General features: G+C 64.7%; 17 protein-coding genes and 1 pseudogene. 13 read left to right on the top strand and 5 right to left on the bottom strand.

Translation table 11 applies throughout. The features are described from left to right. Positions 1 to 134 precede the first annotated feature (134 nt). The 11 genes and pseudogenes from DMX06_RS07065 to DMX06_RS07020 all read left to right on the top strand — a co-directional run bounded on the left by DMX06_RS07065 (position 135) and on the right by DMX06_RS07020 (position 13110). Positions 135 to 1817, top strand: coding sequence for a fatty acid--CoA ligase (locus DMX06_RS07065; RefSeq protein WP_110735856.1), 1683 nt, complete (start codon positions 135 to 137; stop codon positions 1815 to 1817). A gap of 331 nt (positions 1818 to 2148) precedes the next feature. Further along, entirely contained in the window at positions 2149 to 4071 is a 1923-nt protein-coding gene (locus DMX06_RS07060) for a DUF1302 domain-containing protein (protein WP_110735855.1), read from the top strand. Positions 4072 to 4096: 25 nt separating this feature from the next. Then, entirely contained in the window at positions 4097 to 5461 is a 1365-nt protein-coding gene (locus DMX06_RS07055; protein ID WP_110735854.1) for a DUF1329 domain-containing protein, read from the top strand. Positions 5462 to 5683: 222 nt separating this feature from the next. Beyond that, positions 5684 to 8401, top strand: coding sequence for a LuxR C-terminal-related transcriptional regulator (locus tag DMX06_RS07050; RefSeq protein ID WP_110735853.1), 2718 nt, complete (start codon positions 5684 to 5686; stop codon positions 8399 to 8401). Positions 8402 to 8558: 157 nt separating this feature from the next. Further along, complete coding sequence (locus DMX06_RS07045; protein ID WP_110735852.1) at positions 8559 to 10166, top strand: response regulator; 1608 nt, start codon at positions 8559 to 8561, stop codon at positions 10164 to 10166. After that, positions 10163 to 10855, top strand: coding sequence for a sensor histidine kinase (locus DMX06_RS07040; RefSeq protein WP_023631285.1), 693 nt, complete (start codon positions 10163 to 10165; stop codon positions 10853 to 10855). The genes DMX06_RS07045 and DMX06_RS07040 overlap by 4 nt, the downstream gene beginning before the upstream one ends. A 159-nt stretch (positions 10856 to 11014) precedes the next feature. Next, entirely contained in the window at positions 11015 to 11293 is a 279-nt protein-coding gene (locus DMX06_RS07035; RefSeq protein ID WP_110735851.1) for an AbrB/MazE/SpoVT family DNA-binding domain-containing protein, read from the top strand. Further along, a pseudogene (locus DMX06_RS26750) lies at positions 11290 to 11421 on the top strand (type II toxin-antitoxin system PemK/MazF family toxin); the annotation flags it as partial. The gene DMX06_RS07035 and the pseudogene DMX06_RS26750, both read left to right, overlap by 4 nt. A gap of 95 nt (positions 11422 to 11516) precedes the next feature. Continuing rightward, positions 11517 to 11636, top strand: a complete 120-nt coding sequence (locus DMX06_RS26745) for a toxin ChpB (protein WP_375538086.1) — start codon at positions 11517 to 11519, stop codon at positions 11634 to 11636. A gap of 14 nt (positions 11637 to 11650) precedes the next feature. Continuing rightward, positions 11651 to 12295, top strand: a complete 645-nt coding sequence (locus DMX06_RS07025; RefSeq protein ID WP_110735850.1) for an MBL fold metallo-hydrolase — start codon at positions 11651 to 11653, stop codon at positions 12293 to 12295. 95 nt (positions 12296 to 12390) lie between these two features. Further along, a complete protein-coding gene (locus DMX06_RS07020) occupies positions 12391 to 13110 on the top strand; it encodes an OmpA family protein (protein ID WP_110735849.1) in 720 nt (239 codons plus the stop codon). 144 nt (positions 13111 to 13254) lie between these two features. On the opposite strand, the gene pta is transcribed toward DMX06_RS07020, so the two are convergent. Together pta and DMX06_RS07005 are read right to left on the bottom strand one after the other, a co-directional pair. Continuing rightward, positions 13255 to 15345, bottom strand: a complete 2091-nt coding sequence (gene pta, locus DMX06_RS07010; RefSeq protein ID WP_050706854.1) for a phosphate acetyltransferase — start codon at positions 15343 to 15345, stop codon at positions 13255 to 13257. 32 nt (positions 15346 to 15377) lie between these two features. Beyond that, entirely contained in the window at positions 15378 to 15680 is a 303-nt protein-coding gene (locus tag DMX06_RS07005; protein WP_110735945.1) for a DUF3565 domain-containing protein, read from the bottom strand. Between DMX06_RS07005 and DMX06_RS07000 the strand changes: the two genes are divergently transcribed. Together DMX06_RS07000 and DMX06_RS06995 are read left to right on the top strand one after the other, a co-directional pair. Continuing rightward, positions 15679 to 16164, top strand: a complete 486-nt coding sequence (locus DMX06_RS07000) for an FKBP-type peptidyl-prolyl cis-trans isomerase (RefSeq protein WP_110735848.1) — start codon at positions 15679 to 15681, stop codon at positions 16162 to 16164. The genes DMX06_RS07005 and DMX06_RS07000 overlap by 2 nt on opposite strands. 146 nt (positions 16165 to 16310) lie before the next feature. Further along, a complete protein-coding gene (locus DMX06_RS06995) occupies positions 16311 to 16793 on the top strand; it encodes a glutathione peroxidase (RefSeq protein ID WP_028689534.1) in 483 nt (160 codons plus the stop codon). Between the two features lie 260 nt (positions 16794 to 17053). Here DMX06_RS06995 and fecA read toward each other — a convergent pair whose 3' ends face one another. The 3 genes from fecA to DMX06_RS06980 all read right to left on the bottom strand — a co-directional run bounded on the left by fecA (position 17054) and on the right by DMX06_RS06980 (position 20902). Further along, positions 17054 to 19363 carry a TonB-dependent Fe(3+) dicitrate receptor FecA gene (gene fecA / locus DMX06_RS06990; protein ID WP_110735847.1) on the bottom strand — a complete coding sequence of 770 codons (2310 nt, stop codon included), beginning with the start codon at positions 19361 to 19363 and terminating at the stop codon, positions 17054 to 17056. 121 nt (positions 19364 to 19484) lie between these two features. Continuing rightward, complete coding sequence (locus tag DMX06_RS06985) at positions 19485 to 20411, bottom strand: FecR domain-containing protein (protein WP_110735846.1); 927 nt, start codon at positions 20409 to 20411, stop codon at positions 19485 to 19487. Then, the gene (locus DMX06_RS06980; protein ID WP_110735845.1) at positions 20408 to 20902 is read right to left on the bottom strand and encodes a sigma-70 family RNA polymerase sigma factor; all 495 of its coding nucleotides are present in this window, start codon (positions 20900 to 20902) and stop codon (positions 20408 to 20410) included. The genes DMX06_RS06985 and DMX06_RS06980 overlap by 4 nt, the downstream gene beginning before the upstream one ends. Between the last annotated feature and the right edge of the window lie 126 nt (positions 20903 to 21028).

The raw sequence follows: 21028 nt of genomic DNA, 5'->3' as shown, positions 1-21028 counted from the left end.
CCATTCGTCAACGGTGCCGTCCGTACTCATACCTTGAGGGTGCAAATCATTCCTTCGGCTGATTTGACCGGTGCGTCACCGAACTACAGTGAGTGACTGAACCGTTCTGCCCGAATTGAAGAAAAGGGATACCCATGTTGCAGACTCGCATCATCAAGCCCGCCGAGGGCGCCTACGAATACCCGTTGCTCATCAAGCGCCTGCTGATGTCCGGCAGCCGCTACGAGAAGACCCGCGAGATCGTCTACCGTGACCAGATCCGCCTCTCCTATCCACAATTGAGCGAACGCATCGCCCGCCTGGCCAACGTATTGACCGCGGCCGGTGTGAAGGCGGGTGACACCGTGGCGGTGATGGACTGGGACAGCCACCGTTACCTGGAGTGCATGTTCGCCATCCCGATGATCGGCGCGGTAGTGCACACCATCAACGTGCGCCTGTCACCCGAGCAGATCCTCTACACCATGAACCACGCCGAAGACCGTTTCGTGCTGGTGAACAGTGATTTCATCGGCCTCTACCAGGCCATCGCCGGGCAACTGACCACGGTCGACAAGACCCTGCTGCTGACCGACGGCCCGGACAAGACCGCCGACCTGCCCAATCTGGTGGGCGAGTACGAGCAACTGTTGGCCGCGGCCAGCCCGCAGTACGATTTCCCTGATTTTGACGAGAACTCGGTAGCTACTACCTTCTACACCACCGGCACCACCGGCAATCCCAAGGGGGTGTATTTCACCCATCGCCAACTGGTGCTGCACACCCTGGCCGAAACCTCGGTGCTCGGCAGCCTGGACAGCGTGAGGCTGCTGAGCAGCAACGACGTCTACATGCCGATCACGCCGATGTTCCATGTGCACGCCTGGGGCATCCCCTACGCGGCGACCATGATGGGCATCAAGCAGGTCTACCCGGGGCGCTACGAGCCAGACATGCTGATCAGGCTGTGGCGCGAGGAAAAGGTCACCTTCTCCCACTGCGTACCGACCATCCTGCAGATGCTGCTCAACTGCCCCTCGGCGGCCGGTCAGGATTTCGGCGGCTGGAAGATCATCATCGGCGGCAGCGCGCTCAACCGCGCCCTGTACCAGGCGGCGTTGACTCGGGGCATCCAGCTCACCGCCGCCTACGGCATGTCCGAGACCTGCCCGCTGATCAGTGCCGCGCACCTGAACGACGAGCTGCAGGCCGGCAGCGAGGATGAGCGTACCAGCTACCGGATCAAGGCCGGCGTACCGGTGCCATTGGTCGAGGCCGCCATCGTCGATGGCAATGGCAACTTCCTGCCCGCCGATGGCGAAACCCAGGGCGAACTGGTGCTGCGCGCGCCCTGGCTGACCATGGGCTACTTCCGCGAACCGGAGAAGGGCGAGGAACTCTGGCAGGGTGGCTGGCTGCACACCGGCGATGTCGCCACCCTCGACGGCATGGGATTCATCGACATCCGCGACCGCATCAAGGATGTGATCAAGACCGGTGGCGAATGGATCTCCTCGCTCGACCTGGAAGACCTGGTCAGCCGTCACCCGGCGGTGCGCGAGGTCGCGGTGGTCGGGGTGCCCGATCCGCAATGGGGCGAGCGCCCGTTCGCGCTGCTGGTGGTGCGCGAGGGGCAGAGCATCGATGCGCGCGCGCTCAAGGAGCACCTCAAGCCTTTCGTCGAGCAGGGGCACATCAACAAGTGGGCGATTCCCAGCCAGATCGCCCTTGTTACTGAAATTCCCAAGACCAGCGTCGGCAAGCTCGACAAGAAGCGCATCCGCGTGGACATCAGCCAGTGGCAGGCCAGTAACAGCGCCTTCCTTTCCACCCTGTAACCTGGGCGCGGGTCGCGCTTTTTTCCGCGCGACCCCGCAAGCTAGACAGGATGGCGCCTTGTCAAATGGCAGAATTGAGCCATGCTTGAGCACTGCCAGCGCGCAGGCCGGCCGATCGGGGTGGGCCGCAAGCAGGACGCGCAAATCACACTTTAGAGGGATCAAGCACCTGTGACCGCTGGCTATAGTCGGGTCAGGGGATTTTCAGGAATGGGGGAGGGCACCACGCGGCAACGCGCGGCGCCACGGGCAGGAGCCTGCTTCACCGGGCGCTCGAGCCGTTTCTGAAAGGACTCACTGCCATAACAATAAAGTACATGGAGTAGCGTCGATGACATCTGCAAACCCGTTCTGGCGCCGGGCGAAACTGCCCCTGGCCGTCAGCCTCGCTTCCACGCTCGCAAGTCCTGCTTTCGCTGTCAGCTTCAACATCGGTGAAATCGAAGGCCAGTTCGACTCCTCGCTCTCCGTTGGCGCCAGCTGGTCGACTGCCAACCCCAACAAGAACCTCATCGGGGCCAACAACGGCGGCAGGGGGCTGTCGCAGACCTCCGACGATGGCCACCTGAACTTCAAGAAAGGCGAGACCTTCTCGAAGATCTTCAAGGGCATCCACGACCTGGAGCTCAAGTACGGCGATACCGGCGTGTTCGTCCGCGGCAAGTACTGGTACGACTTCGAACTCAAGGATGAAAACCGCGAGTTCAAGGACATCAGCGACTCCAACCGCAAGGAAGGCGCCAAGTCCTCGGGCGCGGAACTGCTCGACGCCTTCGTCTACCACAACTACAGCATCGCCGACCTGCCGGGCACCGTGCGCCTGGGCAAGCAGGTGGTGAGCTGGGGTGAAAGTACCTTCATCGGTGGCGGCATCAACTCCATCAACCCCATCGATGTCTCGGCGTTCCGCCGTCCGGGCGCGGAGATCAAGGAAGGCCTGATCCCGGTCAACATGTTCTACCTGTCGCAGAGCCTGACCGACAACCTGACCGCCGAAGGCTTCTACCAGATCGAGTGGGATCAGACCGTCGTCGACAACTGCGGCACCTTCTTCTCCCAGCCCGACGTGATCGCCGACGGCTGCAACAACAACCTGGCGGTGCTGGCCAAGCAGGCCAACGTGGCGGGACGGCTGGGGCCAATTGCCGCGCCGACCATGCGTGCCCTTGCCGCGCAGGGTGTCTCCTGGGGTTCGCCTGACGAAGGTGTGATCGTGCGCCGCGGGGCTGACCGTGACGCCCGTGACAGCGGTCAGTTCGGCCTCGCTTTGCGTTACATGTACGAGCCGTTGAACACCGAGTTCGGTGGTTACTTCATGAACTACCACAGCCGTGCGCCGATCTTCAGCGGTCGCGGTGCCGATGCCCGATTCTACAACCCGACCAACCTGGCCACCGCGCTGGCGCGGGCTGGCGTGCCGGGTGGCGCAATCAGCCCTGCGTTGCTCCAGCAGCTCATGCCGCTGTATGTGGCGGGCAACTCCAGCTACCACGTGGAGTATCCCGAGGACATCCGCCTCTACGGCCTGAGCTTCTCCACCACCTTGCCAACCGGCACGGCCTGGAGCGGCGAGATCAGCTATCGCCCGAACGCGCCGGTGCAACTGAACACCACCGACATCCTGTATTCCGGCCTGACGCCACTCGATCCGAACGCATCGGTCTTGAAAGGCACGCCGAACACCGACCAGCCAGGCTATCGTCGCAAGGAAATCACCCAGCTGCAGACCACCTTCACCCACTTCTTCGACCAGGTCATGGGCGCCGAGCGTCTGACCATGGTGGGTGAAGTTGGCTGGACGCATGTCGGTGGCCTGGAAAGCACTTCCAAGGCGCGCTATGGCCGCGACCCGGTCTATGGCCCCGGCCCGCTGCCCAATGGCCGCTGCCAGAGCCTCAACGCCACCACGCTGGCAGGCGTCGAGCAGAACAACCTGTCGCGCTACTGCGAAAACGAAGGCTTCACCACCTCCGATTCCTGGGGTTATCGCGTCCGCGCCATCTGGGACTACAACAACGTCTTCGCCGGTGTGAACCTGCGCCCGAGTGTGGCCTGGTCCCATGACGTCGACGGTTACTCCCCGGGTCCCGGCGGCAACTTCGAGGAAGGCCGCAAGGCAATCAGCCTGGGCCTGGACGCCGAGTACCAGAACACCTACACGGCGAGCCTGTCGTACACCAACTTCTTCGATGGCAAGTACACCACCGTGGATGACCGCGACTTCGTCGCCCTCAGCTTCGGCGTGAACTTCTAAGAAACCTGATCCAGGACGACACAGAATGAAAATGACCACACGTCTGCTGCAAGCCGGTGTACTGGGCATGTCCCTGCTGGCAACCAGCGTCATGGCTGCGGTTTCCGCCACCGAAGCGGCCAAGCTGGGCACCACACTGACCCCGATGGGCGCGGAGAAGGCCGGTAACGCCGATGGCTCGATCGGCCCTTGGGAGCCACTGTCCAAGAGCGCCGGTAGCGCCGACGCCAAGGGCTTCCTGTCCGACCCCTACGGCAGCGAGAAACCACTGTTCACCATCACCGCGCAGAACGCCGACCAGTACAAGGACAAGCTCTCGCCTGGCCAGCTGGCGATGCTCAAGCGCTATCCGGACAGCTACAAGATCCCGGTGTACAAGACCCACCGTGGCTCCACCGTTCCGGACGATGTGTTCGCCGCGATCAAGGAAAACGCCACCAAGACCACCCTGGTCGCCGGCGGCAACGGTCTGGAGAACTTCCGCACTGCCATCCCGTTCCCGATTCCCAAGGATGGCCTGGAGGTGATCTGGAACCATATCACCCGCTACCGTGGCGGCAGCGTGACCCGCCTGGTCACCCAGGCCACCCCACAGCAGAACGGCTCGTACAGCCTGGTGTACTTCCAGGACCAGTTCGTGTTCCGCGACAAGATGAAGGACTACGATCCGGCCAACCCGGGCAACATCCTGTTCTACTTCAAACAGGAGGTGACCGCTCCGGCGCGCCTGGCCGGGACCGTGCTGTTGGTCCATGAGACCCTCGACCAGGTCAAGGAGCCGCGCAAGGCATGGATCTACAACGCTGGCCAGCGCCGCGTGCGGCAGGCACCGCAGGTGTCGTACGACGGTCCGGGTACTGCTGCCGACGGCCTGCGCACCTCCGACAACCTGGACATGTACAACGGCGCGCCGGACCGTTACGACTGGAAGCTCGAAGGCAAGAAGGAGATGTATATCGCCTCCAACGCCTACAAGCTGGACGATCCAAAGCTCAAGTACAGCGACATCATCAAGGCCGGGCACATCAACCAGGACCTGTCGCGCTACGAGCTGCGCCGCGTCTGGCACGTGGTCGCGACCCTCAAGCCGGGTCAGCGCCACATCTATGCCAAGCGTGACTTCTACATCGACGAGGACACCTGGCAGGCCGCGGTGATCGACCAGTACGACGGTCGCAACCAGCTGTGGCGCGTCTCCGAGGCCCACGCCCAGCCGTACTACAACGTGCAGGTGCCGTGGTACACCCTGGAGGCCATCTACGACCTGCAGTCGGGCCGCTACCTGGCCCTGGGCATGAAGAACGAAGAGAAGAGCGCCTACAACTTCGGCTTCAGCGCCAGCAAGGCCGACTTCCAGCCGGCAGCCCTGCGTCAGGCAGGTGTGCGTTGAGCTGACAGTCGTCGCCACTCCGTTTGATCTCCCAGAACGCCCCGGCATGCCGGGGCGTTTCTGTTTGTACGGGTGTGAAGTCGGGCTGCCTGTCGCTGCTGTTTCTTTTTGTCGTAGTCTTTTTAGGGAAAAGCGCCTGCATCATCTTCAAATGCGCAGCGTTTGCCGCTAGTCTCGCAACAAACCCTAACGCCGCCCTATTCCAATCAGAACGAGCCGGCCATGACAGACCTGTCCCGTACCCACGGAGTCGCCAGCCAGGCCTTGGGCCTGCTGGATGGGCGTTTCTTCCGGCCGCCGTTGCCGGAAGCGCACGTTCCCAGAGCACGCCTGTGCCAGCGACTGCAAAGTGGCCTGGGGGGGCGTCTGTTGCTGGTGAACGCACCGGCGGGGTTTGGCAAGAGTTCGTTGGCCATCGAGTTCTGCCAGGCGCTGCCCAGCCACTGGCGCAGCCTCTGGCTCGGCTTGAGCCAGCGCGATGCCGATCCTGGGCGCTTCCTCGAACGCTTGCTCGAAGGCTTGCAGCAGTTCTGCCCGGCACTTGGCGGCCAGGCCCTGGGGCTTCTGAAGATGCGCCAGCGGCATCAACCCTTCGCCTTCGAAGAGTGGCTCGACGGCCTGCTCGATGAACTCGCGCTCTACCTGCAGCCGGACACGCCCTTGCTGCTGGTGCTGGACGACTATCACCTGGCCCAGGGGCCGGTGCTCGATCGTTGCCTGCAATTTTTCCTCAACCACCTGCCGGCCGGGTTGGTCCTGCTGGTCACCAGTCGCCAGCGGCCCGACTGGCACCTGGCACGCCTGCGCCTGTCGCGCCAATTGGTCGAGCTCAACGAGCAGGACCTGCGCCTGACCCCCGATGAAGCGCTGGCCGTGATCGGCCGCCAGCCTACCGGTTTGCGCGGCCAGGCCCTGGACAACCTGATCCAGCGCAGCGACGGTTGGGTGGCGGGACTGCGTTTCTGGCAACTGGCGGCCAGCGAGTCCGGCGAGGACCACGCCTTGCCCCAGGCGCTGCATGGTGGCGAAGGGCTGATCCGCGACTACCTGCTGGAGGAGGTGATCGACATCCTGCCGGCCCCCGTGCAGGCCTTCCTCTACGACACCGCCTGCCAGGAGCGTTTCTGCGCCGAACTGTGCGACGCCCTGCGCGAGCGCCAGGACAGCGCCGAGATCCTGCGCTACCTGCAGGCCCACCAGGTGTTTTTGGTGCCGCTCGACGAGCATGGTCTGTGGTTCCGCTATCACCATCTGTTTTCCGACCTGCTGCGCAGCCGACAGGCCAGCGAGCCGCTGGCGGGGCTGCACCTGCGCGCCTGCCGCTGGTTCGAAGGGCAGGGCCTGCTGGACGAGGCGGTGGAGCAGGCCCTGCGCGCCGGGCATCTGGATGTGGCAGCGGACCTGGTGCAGAGCCTGTCCGAGGAGCAACTGCTGGCGGAGCAGAATGTCGGCATGCTGCTGCGCTGGAAGATGGACCTGCCCGACAGCCTGTTGATCAGCACGCCCAGGCTGATCGTCCTGTACAGCTGGGCCCTGGGCCTTGCCTGCCAGCTGGACGCCGCCGAGGAGCTGGCGGCCTACCTCAGCCGCTTCCTGCCCGCGCCATCGGCCACGGCGCAGAAGTCGATGCTGGCCCAGTGGCTGGCCCTGAGCGGGGTCATCGCCCGTGGTCGAGGCGATCGCGAGCGGACTCTCGCCTACTGTGGTGAGGCGCTGCAGAGCCTGCCGAACAAGCGCTACGGCCAGCGGCTGGTGTGCCTGTCGACCCTGTCGAACCTGGCCATCGCCGATGGTGATTTCTGGCGGGCGCGTGGCTGGAACCGCGAAGCTCTGGAGTTGGCGCAACGGGTCGGCAACCCGCTGTTCGAGGCTTTGGCCCATTACGATCGGGCGCGGGTACTCCATGCCCGCGGCGAGGTGTTGCGCGCCCTCGATGAAGTGCGCCAGGGATTGCAGAGGTTGCAGGGCCTTTCGGGTCAGCGCCTGTATGCCGTGCGCGCGCGCCTCACACTCTATGAGGGTTACTTGCTGGCGGCTCGCCTGCACTGTGCCCAAGGCCGTGCGCGCTTGCGCGCAGGCCTCAGCGAGGCGCGCAGCTGCCGCGACATCAGCGTGTTGATCGGACATTGCGTGATCGCCTCGCTGGACGGTCGCGAAGGGCGTTTTGCCGAGGCGTTCTCGGAGCTGGCCGAGGCGGAGCGGCTGATGCATATCTGGGATGTGCCGCCAATCTTCTACCTGGCCATGATCACCCTGGTGAAGTGCGAGCTCTGGCTGGCCCAGGGCCGTACGGACCTGGCCGAGTCCTGGCTGTTGCGCCTGGGGCAGACCTACGGTGGCGAGCAGCCTGCGGCTGCGCCGGAGTTCCATCCATTGTTGCCGCTGCACATCGAGTTGCAGCAGGCCTTGCTGGAGCGGGTGCTGGCCCGCGCTGGCGACGCGGAGTCGCGACTGCGCACGCTGGTCGAGCGTGGGCAGGCCAGCGGTGGCATGACGCTGGTGGTCAGCGCGCAGTGCCAGTTGATCGCCCTGCTGTTGGCCGAGGGACGCGAGGCCGAAGCGGCCAGGTTGCTGACGCAAGCCTTGGAGGCGGCGCAGGGCGGTGCACTGCAGGCCTTCCAACGCTTGATTGAAGAGCAGCCGCAGTGGCTGCGCGAGCAGTTGGCGGGGCGGGCGGCCTGCCCGGTCCAGGGTGATCTGTTGAGCCATCTGCCGCAGGCACTGGCAACCGGGGCCGGCGTCACGGAGGCCCTGAGTGGCCGCGAATTCGCCGTGCTGGAGCTGATTGCCCAGGGCTGCTCCAACCAGCAGATCAGCGAGCGCCTGTTCATCTCCCTGCACACGGTCAAGACTCACGCCAGTCATATCAACAGCAAGCTAGGGGTGGAGCGTCGCACCCAGGCAGTGGCCAGGGCCAAGTCCCTTGGCTTGCTGGTCTAGTGGCCTGGGACGGGCTTGGCCGTTAAGATAGCGGCATAAGGCCATCCTGTGGCATCACCTTTCCGGGCTCATCTTTCCCGACCCGCTGCCGATACAGACCTCGGCGGTATGCATCGCCACGCGCCACTTTCCACTTCTTTCAATACAGGTCGTGTTGATGCTGCAGTACGGGCAAAAAAGCTTTCTGATCGTCGACGACTTCACCGACTTCCGCACCTCGACCCGCTCGATGCTGCGCGAGCTGGGCGTGCGCGACGTCGACACCGCCGACAGTGGCGAACAGGCGCTGCGCATGTGCGGGCAGAAACGCTATGACTTCATCCTCCAGGATTTCCACCTGGGTGATGGCAAGAAGAATGGCCAGCAGGTGCTCGAGGACCTGATTCTCGACAAGCTGATCAGCCATGAATGCGTGTTCATCATGGTCACTGCCGAAAGCAGCCAGGCCATCGTGCTCAGCGCCATCGAGCACGAGCCCGACGCCTACCTGACCAAACCCTTCAACCGTGTCGGCCTGGCCCAGCGCCTGGAAAAGCTGACCCAGCGCAAGACGCTGCTCAAGCCCATCCTCCAGGCCCTCGACCGCAGTCGCCCGGCCGAAGTGCTCGCCGCCTGTGCCGAGCTGTGCAAGAAGGACCCGCGCTTCGCCCCGCTTTGCCTGCGCTATCGCGCCGATGCCCTGCGCGACCTCAACCGTTTCGAGGAACTGGAGAAGTTCCTCAAGAACATCCTCGCCAGCCGCCCGCAGCCCTGGGTCTATGCGGCGCTCGGCAGCCTGCTGCACAAGCGCGGGCAGAATGCCCAGGCCCAGGGTGTCTACGAACAGGCCCTCAAGGCCTTCCCGATCATGCCCAACCTGTACGATGGCATGGCCGAAGTGCTGGTGGCCCAAGGTGAGACCCGGCGCGCCCAGCACATGCTCGAGGAGGCGGTGCGCCTGTCGCCGCTTGCCGTGCGCCGCCAGGCCGCGCTGGGCAAGCTGGCGCTGGACAACGCCGACTTCGAAAGCGCCTCCAAGGCCTATCGCCATGCGGTGAACCAGGGGCAGAGCTCGCGCTACAAGGACGCCGAGAGCAACCTGGGGCTGGTCCAGGCGTTGATGAACAAGAACAGTGGCAACGGTCTCGATGCCCGTACCCGGGTCGAGATCAACACCGTGCTCAGCGAGGTGGCCAAGGAAAACGTCGAGGACCAGGGCCTGCAGGTGCGGGCGCGGTTGATGAAGGCCGCCAGCCTGCAGCAGGCCGGCGATCCGGAAACCGCCGCCAAGCTCACCGAGCAGGCCATGCTGCGCCTGGAGAAGATGGATCAGTTCTTCTCCGTGGAGGCGGCGCTGACGGTGGCCAAGCAACTGCAGCAACTTGGCCAGGACGCGGCGGGTACCTCGATCCTCAAGGGTTGTGTGGAAACCTACGGCGACGACCCCAAGGTCATGCAGAGCGTTGCCAAGCTCACCGACGACCCGCTGGTGCTGGGGGCGGTGACCGAAGCCGTGGACCTCAACCGCCAGGGCGTGCGCAGCTACCAGGGCGGCCAGCTCAACGAGGCGCTGGGCATGTTCCGCAAGGCGCTGTCGCTGCAGCCGAAGAACATCAGCATCGCCCTGAACACCGCCCAGGCGCTGCTGCGCATCGGCGGCGAAACGCCACCGCCGGCCCTGATGCAAGAGTGCCGCGACTGCCTCACCAGCGTGGCCGGCATTCCTGCCAGCGACAGTCGCTATGACCGCTACCGCAAACTGCACATCCGGGTCTTCGGCGCATGAACCAGGACAACCAGGGGCTGGACTTCTCCACGGTGATCGCCTCTACCGTGCACGACCTGAAAAACTCCCTCTCGGCGCTTACCCATGCCCACAGCCAATGGCTGGCGCGCCTGCCCGAAGAGCTGCGCGGTGGCACCGAGCAGGGTGTGGTGGAGCACGAGCTCAGCCACCTGAACGGCATGCTCGTGCAGTTGCTGGGGTTGTACAAGCTGGGGGTCAACCAGCTGCCCATCTGCCCGGACTACCACGAGCTGGACGACTTCATCGAGGCCCAGCTGGCGGCCCAGGAAGATGTAATCAAGCACCGCGACATCCTCGCCACCTGGCGCATCGAGACCGAAAGCCCGTTGGGCTTCTTCGACCGCGAGCTGGTCGCCTCTGTGGTGGCCAATGTACTTACCAACGCAATCCGCTACGCCGGCCACGCCCTGTTGATCAGCATCGAGGAAGAGGGCGAGCAACTGGTGATCAGCGTCAATGACGATGGCGCCGGTTATCCACAGCGCATGCTCGAACGCCAGCACGACTACGTGCAGGGTATCGACTCGCAGAGCGGTAGTACCGGGCTGGGGTTGTACTTCGCTGCGCGAATTGCCGCGCTGCACGAGCGCAACGGGGTACGCGGGCGGATCGAGATCGCCAATGGCGGGACGCTGGGGGGCGGGTTGTTTCGGTTGTATCTGCCTTGATGCCGGTGTTGTACTTTTCCGCCAAACTGGGATCGCTTCCCAAGGTCAAGTGAGGCATTTCCCACTGGCATCAAGTGGCCTTTCCCCAGCACTGGAGGAGTGGCAGTGTAGATATCTGGTCTCTACATTTCACTTGCTATCGCTGGGAGGGTTTCTACTATGTATCTACCGTGGGAGATACTTATGCAGATCAAGATTCAGCAGTGGGGAAATAGCGCCGCCATTCGAATTCCCTCCACAGTCCTCAAGCAGATGCGTCTTGAAGTGGGGTCAACCCTGAGTCTGGACACGGCTGGCGAAAGCATGGTGCTCAAGCCTGTCAGGGCGAAGCCCAAATACACGCTTGAAGAACTGATGGCGCAATGTGATCTGAACGCACCAGAACCGGAGGACATGGCCGCCTGGAATACCATGCGTCCGGTTGGACGTGAAATGTGAGCCGTGTCAAGTTCGCCAGAGGGGACATCGTCAGGGTCAACCTGGACCCCACCGTCGGTCGGGAGCAACAGCGCGCAGCGCGACCAGCGCTGGTTCTCACTCCGAACACGTTCAATATTTCCGGACTTGCGGTGATCGCTCCGATCCCCAGGGCGGGGACTTTGCGCGGCACGCGGGTTTCGCTGTTACGCTCAGCGGTGCCGGTACGCAGACGCAAGGCGTCATGCTATGCAATCAGATACGCATCGTTGATCTGGAGGCGAGAAACGCCAAGCGTATCGAGTCTGTTCCCGAAGCTGTCGTCCAGGATGCGCTGGCCCGCGTTCAAACACTATTCGAGTAACTGGTTATCTCTTCATGGTAAATCCTGCGACAGCCCTCATCCGCGAAACCTTCCCCGTCGGTCCGCTGCAGTGCAACTGCACCCTGATTGGCGACCCGCTCAGCAAGAAGGCGATCGTCGTCGATCCGGGCGGGGACGAGCAGAAGATTCTCGCCCGCCTGCAGCACCACGGCCTGACCCTGGTGAGCATCATCCATACCCATGCCCACTTCGACCATTTCCTCGCCTCGGGCAAGCTCAAGGAGCTGACTGGTGCCACCCTGCACCTGCACAAGGCCGACCAGCCGCTGTGGGAAAACCTGGAAATGCAGTGCCAGATGTTCGGCATGCCCTACACGCCGGTGCCGTCGCCGGACCGCTGGCTGAGTGACGACGAAGAGTTGGCCTGTGGCTGCGGCGTGGCGTTGCACACCCCGGGGCATACGCCGGGTTCGATGAGTTTCTGGTTCGCCGAACACAAGCTGCTGATCGCCGGCGACACGCTGTTCCGCCGCGGTGTCGGGCGCACCGATTTGTGGGGTGGCGATCAGCGGGCTATCGTTCGTTCCATCAAGGAACGGCTGTATCGCCTGGATGAGGAAGCCATCGTGGTGACCGGCCATGGCCCGGACACCCGCCTCGGCGACGAAATGCGCGAGAATCCGTTCGTGCGTGCCTGAGGTTTCATGGAATTTTTCCGCTGCGCTGCAATCCAAGGCTGGCATAGATCCGTAGGCGATCCGCTGCACTTTTGAATTTCAGTAGGAGCTTGTCCATGTTCACCATGCGTCGTCTGATTATCGTCGCTACCGCCGCTGCCCTGATGTCCGGTTGTGCCAGCCCCAACCCGTATGACAGCCAGGGCCAGGCGCAGGGCTCCACAGGGATGAGCAAGACCGCCAAGTACGGTGGCCTGGGCGCGCTGGCCGGCGCCATCGCCGGTGCCGCCATCGATCACAACAACCGCGGCAAGGGCGCATTGATCGGCGCCGCCGCGGTGGGTGCCGCCGCCGCCGGCTACGGCTACTACGCCGACAAGCAGGAAGCCGAGCTGCGAGCCAAGATGGCCAACACCGGCGTCGAGGTGCAGCGCCAGGGCGACCAGATCAAGCTGATCATGCCGGGCAACATCACCTTCGCTACCGATTCGGCGAACATCTCCCCAAGCTTCTACTCGCCGCTGAACAACCTGGCCAACTCGTTCAAGCAGTTCAACCAGAACACCATCGAGGTGGTGGGCTTCACCGACAGCACCGGCAGTCGCCAGCACAACATGGACCTGTCGCAGCGCCGTGCCCAGGCGGTCAGCACCTACCTGACCTCCCAGGGTGTGGATTCGTCGCGGGTGAGTGTGCGTGGCATGGGGCCGGACCAGCCGATCGCCAGCAACGCCGACGCCAATGGCCGTGCGCAGAACCGCCGGGTCGAGGTCAACCTGAAGCCGATTCCGGGTCAGCAGTATGACCAGCAGGGGACTGTGCAGCAGTATCCGTAAGTTGTAGTTCTGAACTGATGGGGCTGCTTCGCGGCCCTTCGCGGGTAAACCCGCTCCCACAGGGTTTGTGCATGACTTTGGCCTTGCGCGATACCTGTGGGAGCGGGTTTACCCGCGAAGGGGCGCGTAGCGGCCCATCTGTTTTCAGCGTTCGGTACTGGCCTGGATCGCCGTCAACGCGATGGTATGCACGATATCGTCCACCTGCGCCCCACGGGGCAGGTCGTTGACCGGCTTGCGCAGCCCTTGCAGCATCGGTCCGAGGCTGACGCAGTCGGCGCTGCGCTGTACTGCCTTGTGCGTGGTGTTGCCGGTGTTCAGGTCGGGGAACACGAATACCGTGGCGCGTCCGGCCACCGGGCTCGACGGCGCCAGTTGCCGGGCGATCTCGGGGTTGGCGGCGGCGTCGTACTGCAACGGCCCGTCGATCACCAGGTCGTGCTCGGCCTGTTGCGCCAGGCGCGTGGCCTCGCGCACCTTTTCCACTTCCTCGTCACTGGCCGCCGAATCGCTGGAGTAGCTGAGCATCGCCACCCGCGGCGCGATGCCGAACGATTCGGCCGACTCGGCGCTCTGCCGGGCGATCTCGGCGAGCTCCGCGGCACTGGGGTGCGGGTTCATCACGCAGTCGCCGTAGACCAGTACCTGGTCGGGGAACAGCATGAAGAACACCGATGACACCAGGCTGCTGCCTGGCGCGGTCTTGATCAGTTGCAAGGCCGGCCGGATGGTGTTGGCGGTGGAGTGCACCAGACCGGAGACCAGGCCGTCCACTTCGCCGAGGGCGAGCATCATGGTGCCGATCACCACCGGGTCTTCCAGCTGTTGTTCGGCCATCGGCGCGTTGAGGTTCTTGCTCTTGCGCAGTTCGACCATCGGTTCGACATAGCGGCCACGGATCAACTCGGGGTCGAGCACTTCCAGGTCCGGCGGCAGGCTGATGCCCTGGGCGCGGGCCACGGCCTGCACATCCTCGGGCTTGGCCAGCAGCACGCAACGGGCGATGCCACGGGCCTGGCACAGGGCGGCGGCCTGCACCAGCAACGGCTCGGCGCCCTCGGGCAGGACGATGCGCTTGTTGGCCTGCTGGGCGCGCTGGATCAACTGGTAGCGGAACACTGCCGGCGACAGGCGCAGTTCCCGTGGCGTGCCGCAGCGCTGGTGCAGCCAGGCGGCGTCCAGCTGGCTGGCGACGAAGTCGGTGATGAACTCGGCGCGCTCGCGGTCATCCACCGGAATCTCGCGGTTCAGCGAGTTGAGCTGGTTGGCGGTGTCGTAGGAGCCGGTGCTCACCGACAGGATCGGCAGGCCGGCCTGCAGGGCGCCGCGGCACAGTTCGAGGATGCGCGGGTCGGGCTTGCTGTCGCTGGTCAGCAGCAGGCCAGCCAGAGGCACGCCGTTGATCGCGGCCATGCACACGGCGAGGATGATGTCGTCGCGGTCGCCCGGGGTCACCACCAGGGTGCCGGAGGTCAGCAGCGGCACGGTGTTGGCCACGGTGCGGGCGCAGATGATGATCTTGCTCATGCGCCGCTGGTCGTAGTCGCCGGCGTTGAGTACCTGGGCCCCGAGCAGCTCGGCCACATCGCGGGTTCGCGGGGCATTGAGCTCGGCCTGGTAGGGGATGCAGCCGAGCAGGCGGAAGTCGTTGCCGCGCAGCAGCGGCGAATGCTCGCGCAGGCGCGTGGCGAAGTCCGCCATGCTTTCGTCGGTGCGCACCTTGTTGAGGATCACCCCCAGCACCTTCGGGTCACGCGGGCCGCCGAACAGCTGGGCCTGCAGCTCGACGCGGCCGGACAGCTCGCTCAGCACCTCGTTCTCCGGCGCCGACACCAGGATCACCTCGGCGTCCAGGCTCTTGGCCAGGTGCAGGTTGACCCGGGCGGCATAGCTGGCATGGCGGGTCGGCACCATGCCCTCGACCACTACCACGTCCTTGCCGACGCAGGCCTGCTGGTAGAGGCGGATGATCTCCTCGAGCAGCTCGTCGAGCTGGCCGTCACCGAGCATGCGCTCGACATGCCCCAGGCTCAGCGGGGTGGGCGGCTTGATGCCGTGGGTGCGGGCGACCAGTTCGCTGGAACGCTCCGGGCCGGTGTCGCCGGGGTGCGGCTGGGCGATCGGCTTGAAGAAGCCGACCTTGAGCCCCGCGCGCTCCAGGGTGCGCACCAGGCCCAGGCTGATGGAGGTCAGGCCGACACCGAAGTCGGTCGGCGCGATGAAAAATGTCTGCATGCGTGCTTCTCGAAATAAGCGGTGCAAGGAATTCAGCGGCCAAGGGTATCGCTAACCGCCCCCTGCGCGCACCAGCCGCAGGCGAATACCTGGCCGATGCGCCGGCCGCGCTCGTCGGCATCGAGCACCCAGGGCCGCGCCTGCCACGGCGGCTGGTGGCGCAGATGCTGGGTGTGGCCGCAGGACAGCTCGACCACCCAGTGACCCTCCTCGTCGAGGTGGAAGCCGGTGATCCGACTGATGGGCGGCCCTTGGTCCGAGTCGCGTTCGCAATCGGTCGATGCCTTGGTTACACTTGTCCGTTCTACATTCTTTTGCAAAAGGTCTTGCCCCATGCTGATCGCCGCCAACAAGGCTGTCTCCATCGACTATACCCTCACCAACGACGCTGGTGAGGTCATCGACAGCTCCGCCGGTGGTGCGCCGCTGGTCTACCTGCACGGTGCCGCCAACATCATCCCGGGCCTGGAAAAAGCCCTGGAAGGCAAGCAGGCCGGTGATGAACTGACCGTTGCCATCGAGCCGGAAGAAGCCTACGGCGAGTACTCGGCCGAACTGGTCAGCACCCTGAACCGCAGCATGTTCGAAGGTGTCGACCAACTGGAAGTCGGCATGCAGTTCCACGCCTCGGCGCCGGACGGCCAGATGCAGATCGTCACCATCCGCGACCTCGACGGCGACGACGTGACCGTCGACGGCAACCACCCGCTGGCTGGCCAGCGCCTGAACTTCAAGGTCAAGGTTGTCGAGGTGCGTGACGCCAGCGAGGAAGAAATCGCTCACCGTCACATCCACGGTGAAGGTGGCCATCACCACTGATTTTCTGCGCTAAGCTCAGAGAGTCGCCAGGCGCTCGGGCAAGCCGGACTCGCCCTCCTCAGGAGGGTGGACGGTTTGGCCGCGCGCCTTTTTAGTGGGCGGGATTCGCCCCAGCGGCAATCGGGAACCTGAGAGGGGATTTCATCATGAGTGCATTTCACGACCTGACGTTGAAGGCGTTGAACGGCGAGGACCTGCCGCTGGCCCCGTTCAAGGGCCAGGTGGTGCTGGTGGTCAATGTCGCCTCCAAATGCGGGCTGACGCCGCAGTACAAGGCCCTGGAGAACCTTTATCAGGACTACAGGGACAAGGGCTTCAATGTGCTGGGCTTGCCGTGCAACCAGTTCGCCGGCCAGGAGCCTGGCAGCGAGGAGGAGATCCAGGCGTTCTGCAGCCTCAACTATGGGGTGAGCTTCCCGTTGGGCGCCAAGCTCGAGGTCAACGGGCCGCAGCGCCATTCGCTGTACCGCCTGCTGGCGGGCGAGGGTGCCGAGTTCCCCGGCGATATCACCTGGAACTTCGAGAAGTTCCTGGTTGGCAAGGATGGTCGTGTATTGGCGCGTTTCGCCCCGCGTACGGCGCCGGATGATCCGACCGTGGTGCAGGCGATCGAGAAGGCGCTGGGCTGATTTGCGCTATTTGCCGGATACACGCTCTTCAGGCCACACCACATCCGCTGTAGGCGATCGCCCAGCCCCGTGGGAGCGGCCTTGCGTCGCGAAAGGGCTGCGTAGCAGCTCCCGATTTCCGTGTTGATGCAATAATCGCCGGGGCCGCTTTGCGGCCCTTTCGCGACACAAGGCCGCTCCCACGCTGGAACTCTGTTCCCTGCGCGACAGCCTAGCCCGAAGGGCTGGGCGATCTCCTACAGGGAAAGGCGTCCAGTCTGTCAGAACGCTACCGACGTCTGCATATACAGCGTCCGCGGCTCACCCACGTACTTGCCCTTGTTGTTGTCGTCGAACGAGCGGGTGTAGTACTCGCGGTTGAACAGGTTCTTCACCCCCACCGCCACCTTCAGGTTCGAAAGCGCAGGGCCGAAGTCATAGCCGGCGCGGGTGCTGACCAGCATGTAGCCGGGGATGCGCCCGGTGCTGCCGTCGGCGCTCTCGCTGGCGGTGTTGGCGTTGTCGGCGTACTGGCTGCTCTGGAAGCTGCTGTCCAGGTTCAACTGCCACGGGCCTTCGGTGTAGCCGATCCCCAGCGTGCCCTTATGGCGGGACGAGAACGGTACCTGGTTGCCCTTGTTCGGGCCGTCCTCGCGGATGGTGGCATCGACGAAGGCGTAGCCGGCGTGCACGTCGAAACCGGCCAGGGCCGGGCTCAGGCCGTCGAGGGCGTAGCGCACGCTGGTCTCGATGCCCTGGTGGCGGGTCTCGCCGCGGGCGATTACCGAGTCGTTGGTCTGGTTGCTTTCGTACTGGTTGTCGAAGTTGATCAGGAAGGCGCCGATCTCGGCCTGCAGGTCGCCATTGTCGTAGCGGGTGCCGACTTCCCAGGTGCGCGCCTTCTCCGGCTTCACTTCGCCGCTGCTGACCCGGTTGGGCATCTGGCTGTACTGCACGCTGCCGAACGAGCCTTCGGTGTTGGCGTAGAGGTTCCAGTTGTCGGTGAGGTGGTACATCACGTTCAGCGCCGGCAGGGCGGTGTTGTAGCTGCCCTGGTACTGCTGGCCGTTGAGCTTGTTGCTCTGCTCGGAGTCGATCATCTCGTAGCGGATGCCCGGGGTGATGGTCCAGCGGCCGATGTCGATGCGGTCGTCCAGGTAGATGGCGTGGGCTTCGGTGCTGCCGCGGGTGTCACGGTCGTTGCGGCTGGCGGTGGTCGGCAGGGCGCCGTTGACCGGCTCGCGGTAGCGCAGCTCGTGGCCGGCCTCGTTGACGTAGCGGTAGCCGATGCCCAGTTCGTGCCAACTGTCGCCCAGGGCCAGGCCCTGCGAGAAGCGGGTTTCGATGCCACGCACCCAGTACTCGCGCGGCGACAGCGAGACGAAGCTGCCCTGGTCCAGGTAGCCGCTGCGCAGGGTCTTGGTGAAGAAGCTGTTGACGCTGAACTGGCGGTCGTCCTGCTTGTAGTCGTAGCCCAGGTTGAACAGGGTGCGGCGGCCCCAGAACTTGTCCTTCAGGCGGGTCGACTGGTACGGGTCGGCGTCGAAGTCGGCAGTGCTCAGACCGCCGGGCATCTCGGCTTCGCCCTCGTAGTACTGGGCCATGGCGTGCAGGCTGTTGGCTTCGTCCAGTTGCAGCTTGCCCTTGAGCATCAGGTCGTCGATCTGCGTGTCGCTGTGTTCGCGCCAGTCGCTGCCCCGGGTGCCGGAGTAGAGCAGGGCGCCGCCCAAGCCGTTGGCATTGGTGCCGCCGACCAGCAGGTTGGCGCTGTTCTTCAGGCCATCCTGGCTGGACGACGGGCTGATCTGGTTCTGCATCGCTGCCTTGAAGGTGGCTTCTTCAGGGATGGCGCGGGTAACGAAGTTGACGATGCCGCCGACGTTCTGCGGCCCGTAGCGCACCGCGCCGCCGCCGCGCACCACGTCCACGGCATCCATGTTGCCCAGGCTGATCGGCGCCAGCGACAGCTGCGGCTGGCCGTAGGGAGCGAAGGGCACCGGGATGCCGTCCATCAGCACGGTGGAGCGTGAGGCCAGGCGTGGGTTCAGGCCACGGATGCCGAAGTTCAGTGCCAGGTCGTGGCTGCCGGTGCCGTTGTTTTCCGGGGCGTTGACGCCGGGAATGCGGTTGAGTACTTCGCGGGCGCTGCTGGCGCCGCTGCGTTCGAATTCCTCGCGGCGCACCACGTCGCGGGCGCCTGGGTGCTCGAAGACATTGTCCTGGCGGGCCTCGGCCAGCCAGTCGCCGACCACGGTCGAGGCGCCCAGCTCGACCGGGGCGTTGCCACCCACGGCCGGCAGCGGTTGCAGGCTGTAGGCGTTGTCGGTCTCCTGGCGCGCCTGCAGGCCGCTGCCGCGCAACAGGGCATCGAGCCCCTGGCCGACCTCGTACTGGCCCTCCAGGCCGGGGCTGCTCAGGCCCTGGGTCAGGCCCGGGCTGAACGAAATCAGCGCGCCACTTTCGCGACCGAACTGGTTCAGGGCCTGTTCCAGTGTGCCAGGTGCGATGTGATAGTCGCGGGGCTCGCCGGCCAGGGCGAGCGGGGCGGCGAGGATCAGGGCGTAGGCGAGGGGGCTGAGGCGCAGGGGCATGTGACGGAGGTCCTGTGACAAGGGGTTCTGTCTTCTCTGTCACGCGAGGTTCGGGAAATGGCTCAACAGAAATGAAATAACTTCGGGTTGGAGTCGGGACTCGTGGGAGCGGGCTTGCCTCTCAGCTCGTTGATGCGGCTTCGAGCGACACCCAGTACCGGGTGAACCGCCGCACCTTCACCGGCAGCGTCACTTCCAGCATCTCCAGGATCCGCTCACTGTCTGCCAGCGGATACGATCCGGAAATCCGTAAATCCGCCACCCGCTCGCTGCATCCCAACTGCCCGAGCCGGTACCGCGACAGCTCGGCGAGAAAGTCACCCAGGCGCATCTGTGACACCACCAACATACCTTCCACCCACGTCGCCCGGTTGGGGTCCAACGGTGCCACCGCCTGCCAGCCGCCACGGGCGAAGCGCGCCTGGTGCCCGGCCAGCAGCGGTGTGCCGGCCACGCTGGCGCTTCCGCTGAACACCGATACCAGGCTGAAACCGTCGAACTGACGGACGTCGAAGCGTCCGCTGTCCAGATGCAGCTCGCCCTGGGCCGTGGCCAGGCGCAGTGGCCGTGGATCGTTGATCACCTCGAGCAGCAGTTCGCCTTCCTGCAAGCGCACCAGGCGCTGCCGGCCGTCGAAGCGCACATCGGCGGCGCTGCGGGTGTTCAGGTGCAACTGGCTGCCATCGTCGAGGGTCAGGCGGCGGCGCTGGCCGACCGGACTGCGGTAGTCGGCCATCAGTCCAGGTAGCGGATTGTGTTGTTGCAGGCCGAGCCCGGCGGCACTGGCCACCCCAGCCAGCAGCAACGCCTTGAGGGCACGGCGCCGGGCCGGTGAGGGCGGCGCCTGCAGGGTGGCATGGACCACCGGGGCGGTGACGCCGCGCAGGCGCTGGTTGACCTGCTGGATATGGGCCCAGGCCCGCTGGTGTTCGCTGTCGGCCTGCAGCCAGCGCTCCAGGGCCTGGTGCTGGTCGAAGTCGTCGCTTTGCGACTCGATCAGCCAGTGCACCGCCTGTTCGGCGATTTGCGAGGAAAAGGCTGCGTTCACAGGGCGAAGTAGCAGCGCAAGGCCGCCTTGTGCAGGTAGCGCTTGACCGTCGCCAGGGAAATGCCCAGTTCGCGGGCGATCTCGCCCTGACCCAGGCCATCGACCTGGGCCAGCAGGAAGGCACGCTTGACCAGCGGTGGCAGGCTATCGAGCAGGCGGTCGAGTTCGAGCAGGGTGTCGAGGATGATGGCTTTGTCTTCCTCGCTGGGGGCCACCTGCTCGGGTAACTGGGCCAGGGCCTCGAGGTAGGCGCGCTCCAGTTCCTGGCGGCGGAAGTGGTTGCACAGCACGCGCTTGGCCACGGTGGTGAGGAACGCGCGGGGTTCGATCAACTGCGGCGCCTCGCGAGCCTGCAGCAGGCGCAGGTAGGTGTCCTGGGCCAGGTCGGCGGCACTCTGCGGGCAGCCCAGGCGCCGTCGCAGCCAGCCGGTCAGCCAACTGTGATGGGCATGGTAGAGGCCTTCGACGGTGGAAGAGAGGGCACTGGACACCGATACGACTCCGGCGCCGCAAAGCGCAACTGGAAGTAATAATTGTTCGCATTGTATTCATGCGGTCGGTGTTCGGCAATCGCTGCCGACGCAAGGCATGCGTACCGCTGGTGCCGGCATGCTTTG

It is taken from the genome of Pseudomonas mosselii, assembly GCF_003205295.1.
Classification (GTDB): Bacteria; Pseudomonadota; Gammaproteobacteria; order Pseudomonadales; family Pseudomonadaceae; genus Aquipseudomonas; species Aquipseudomonas mosselii_B.
Note: the sequence above shows the minus strand (reverse complement) of the source record. Positions and strands in the feature narration are given on the sequence as shown.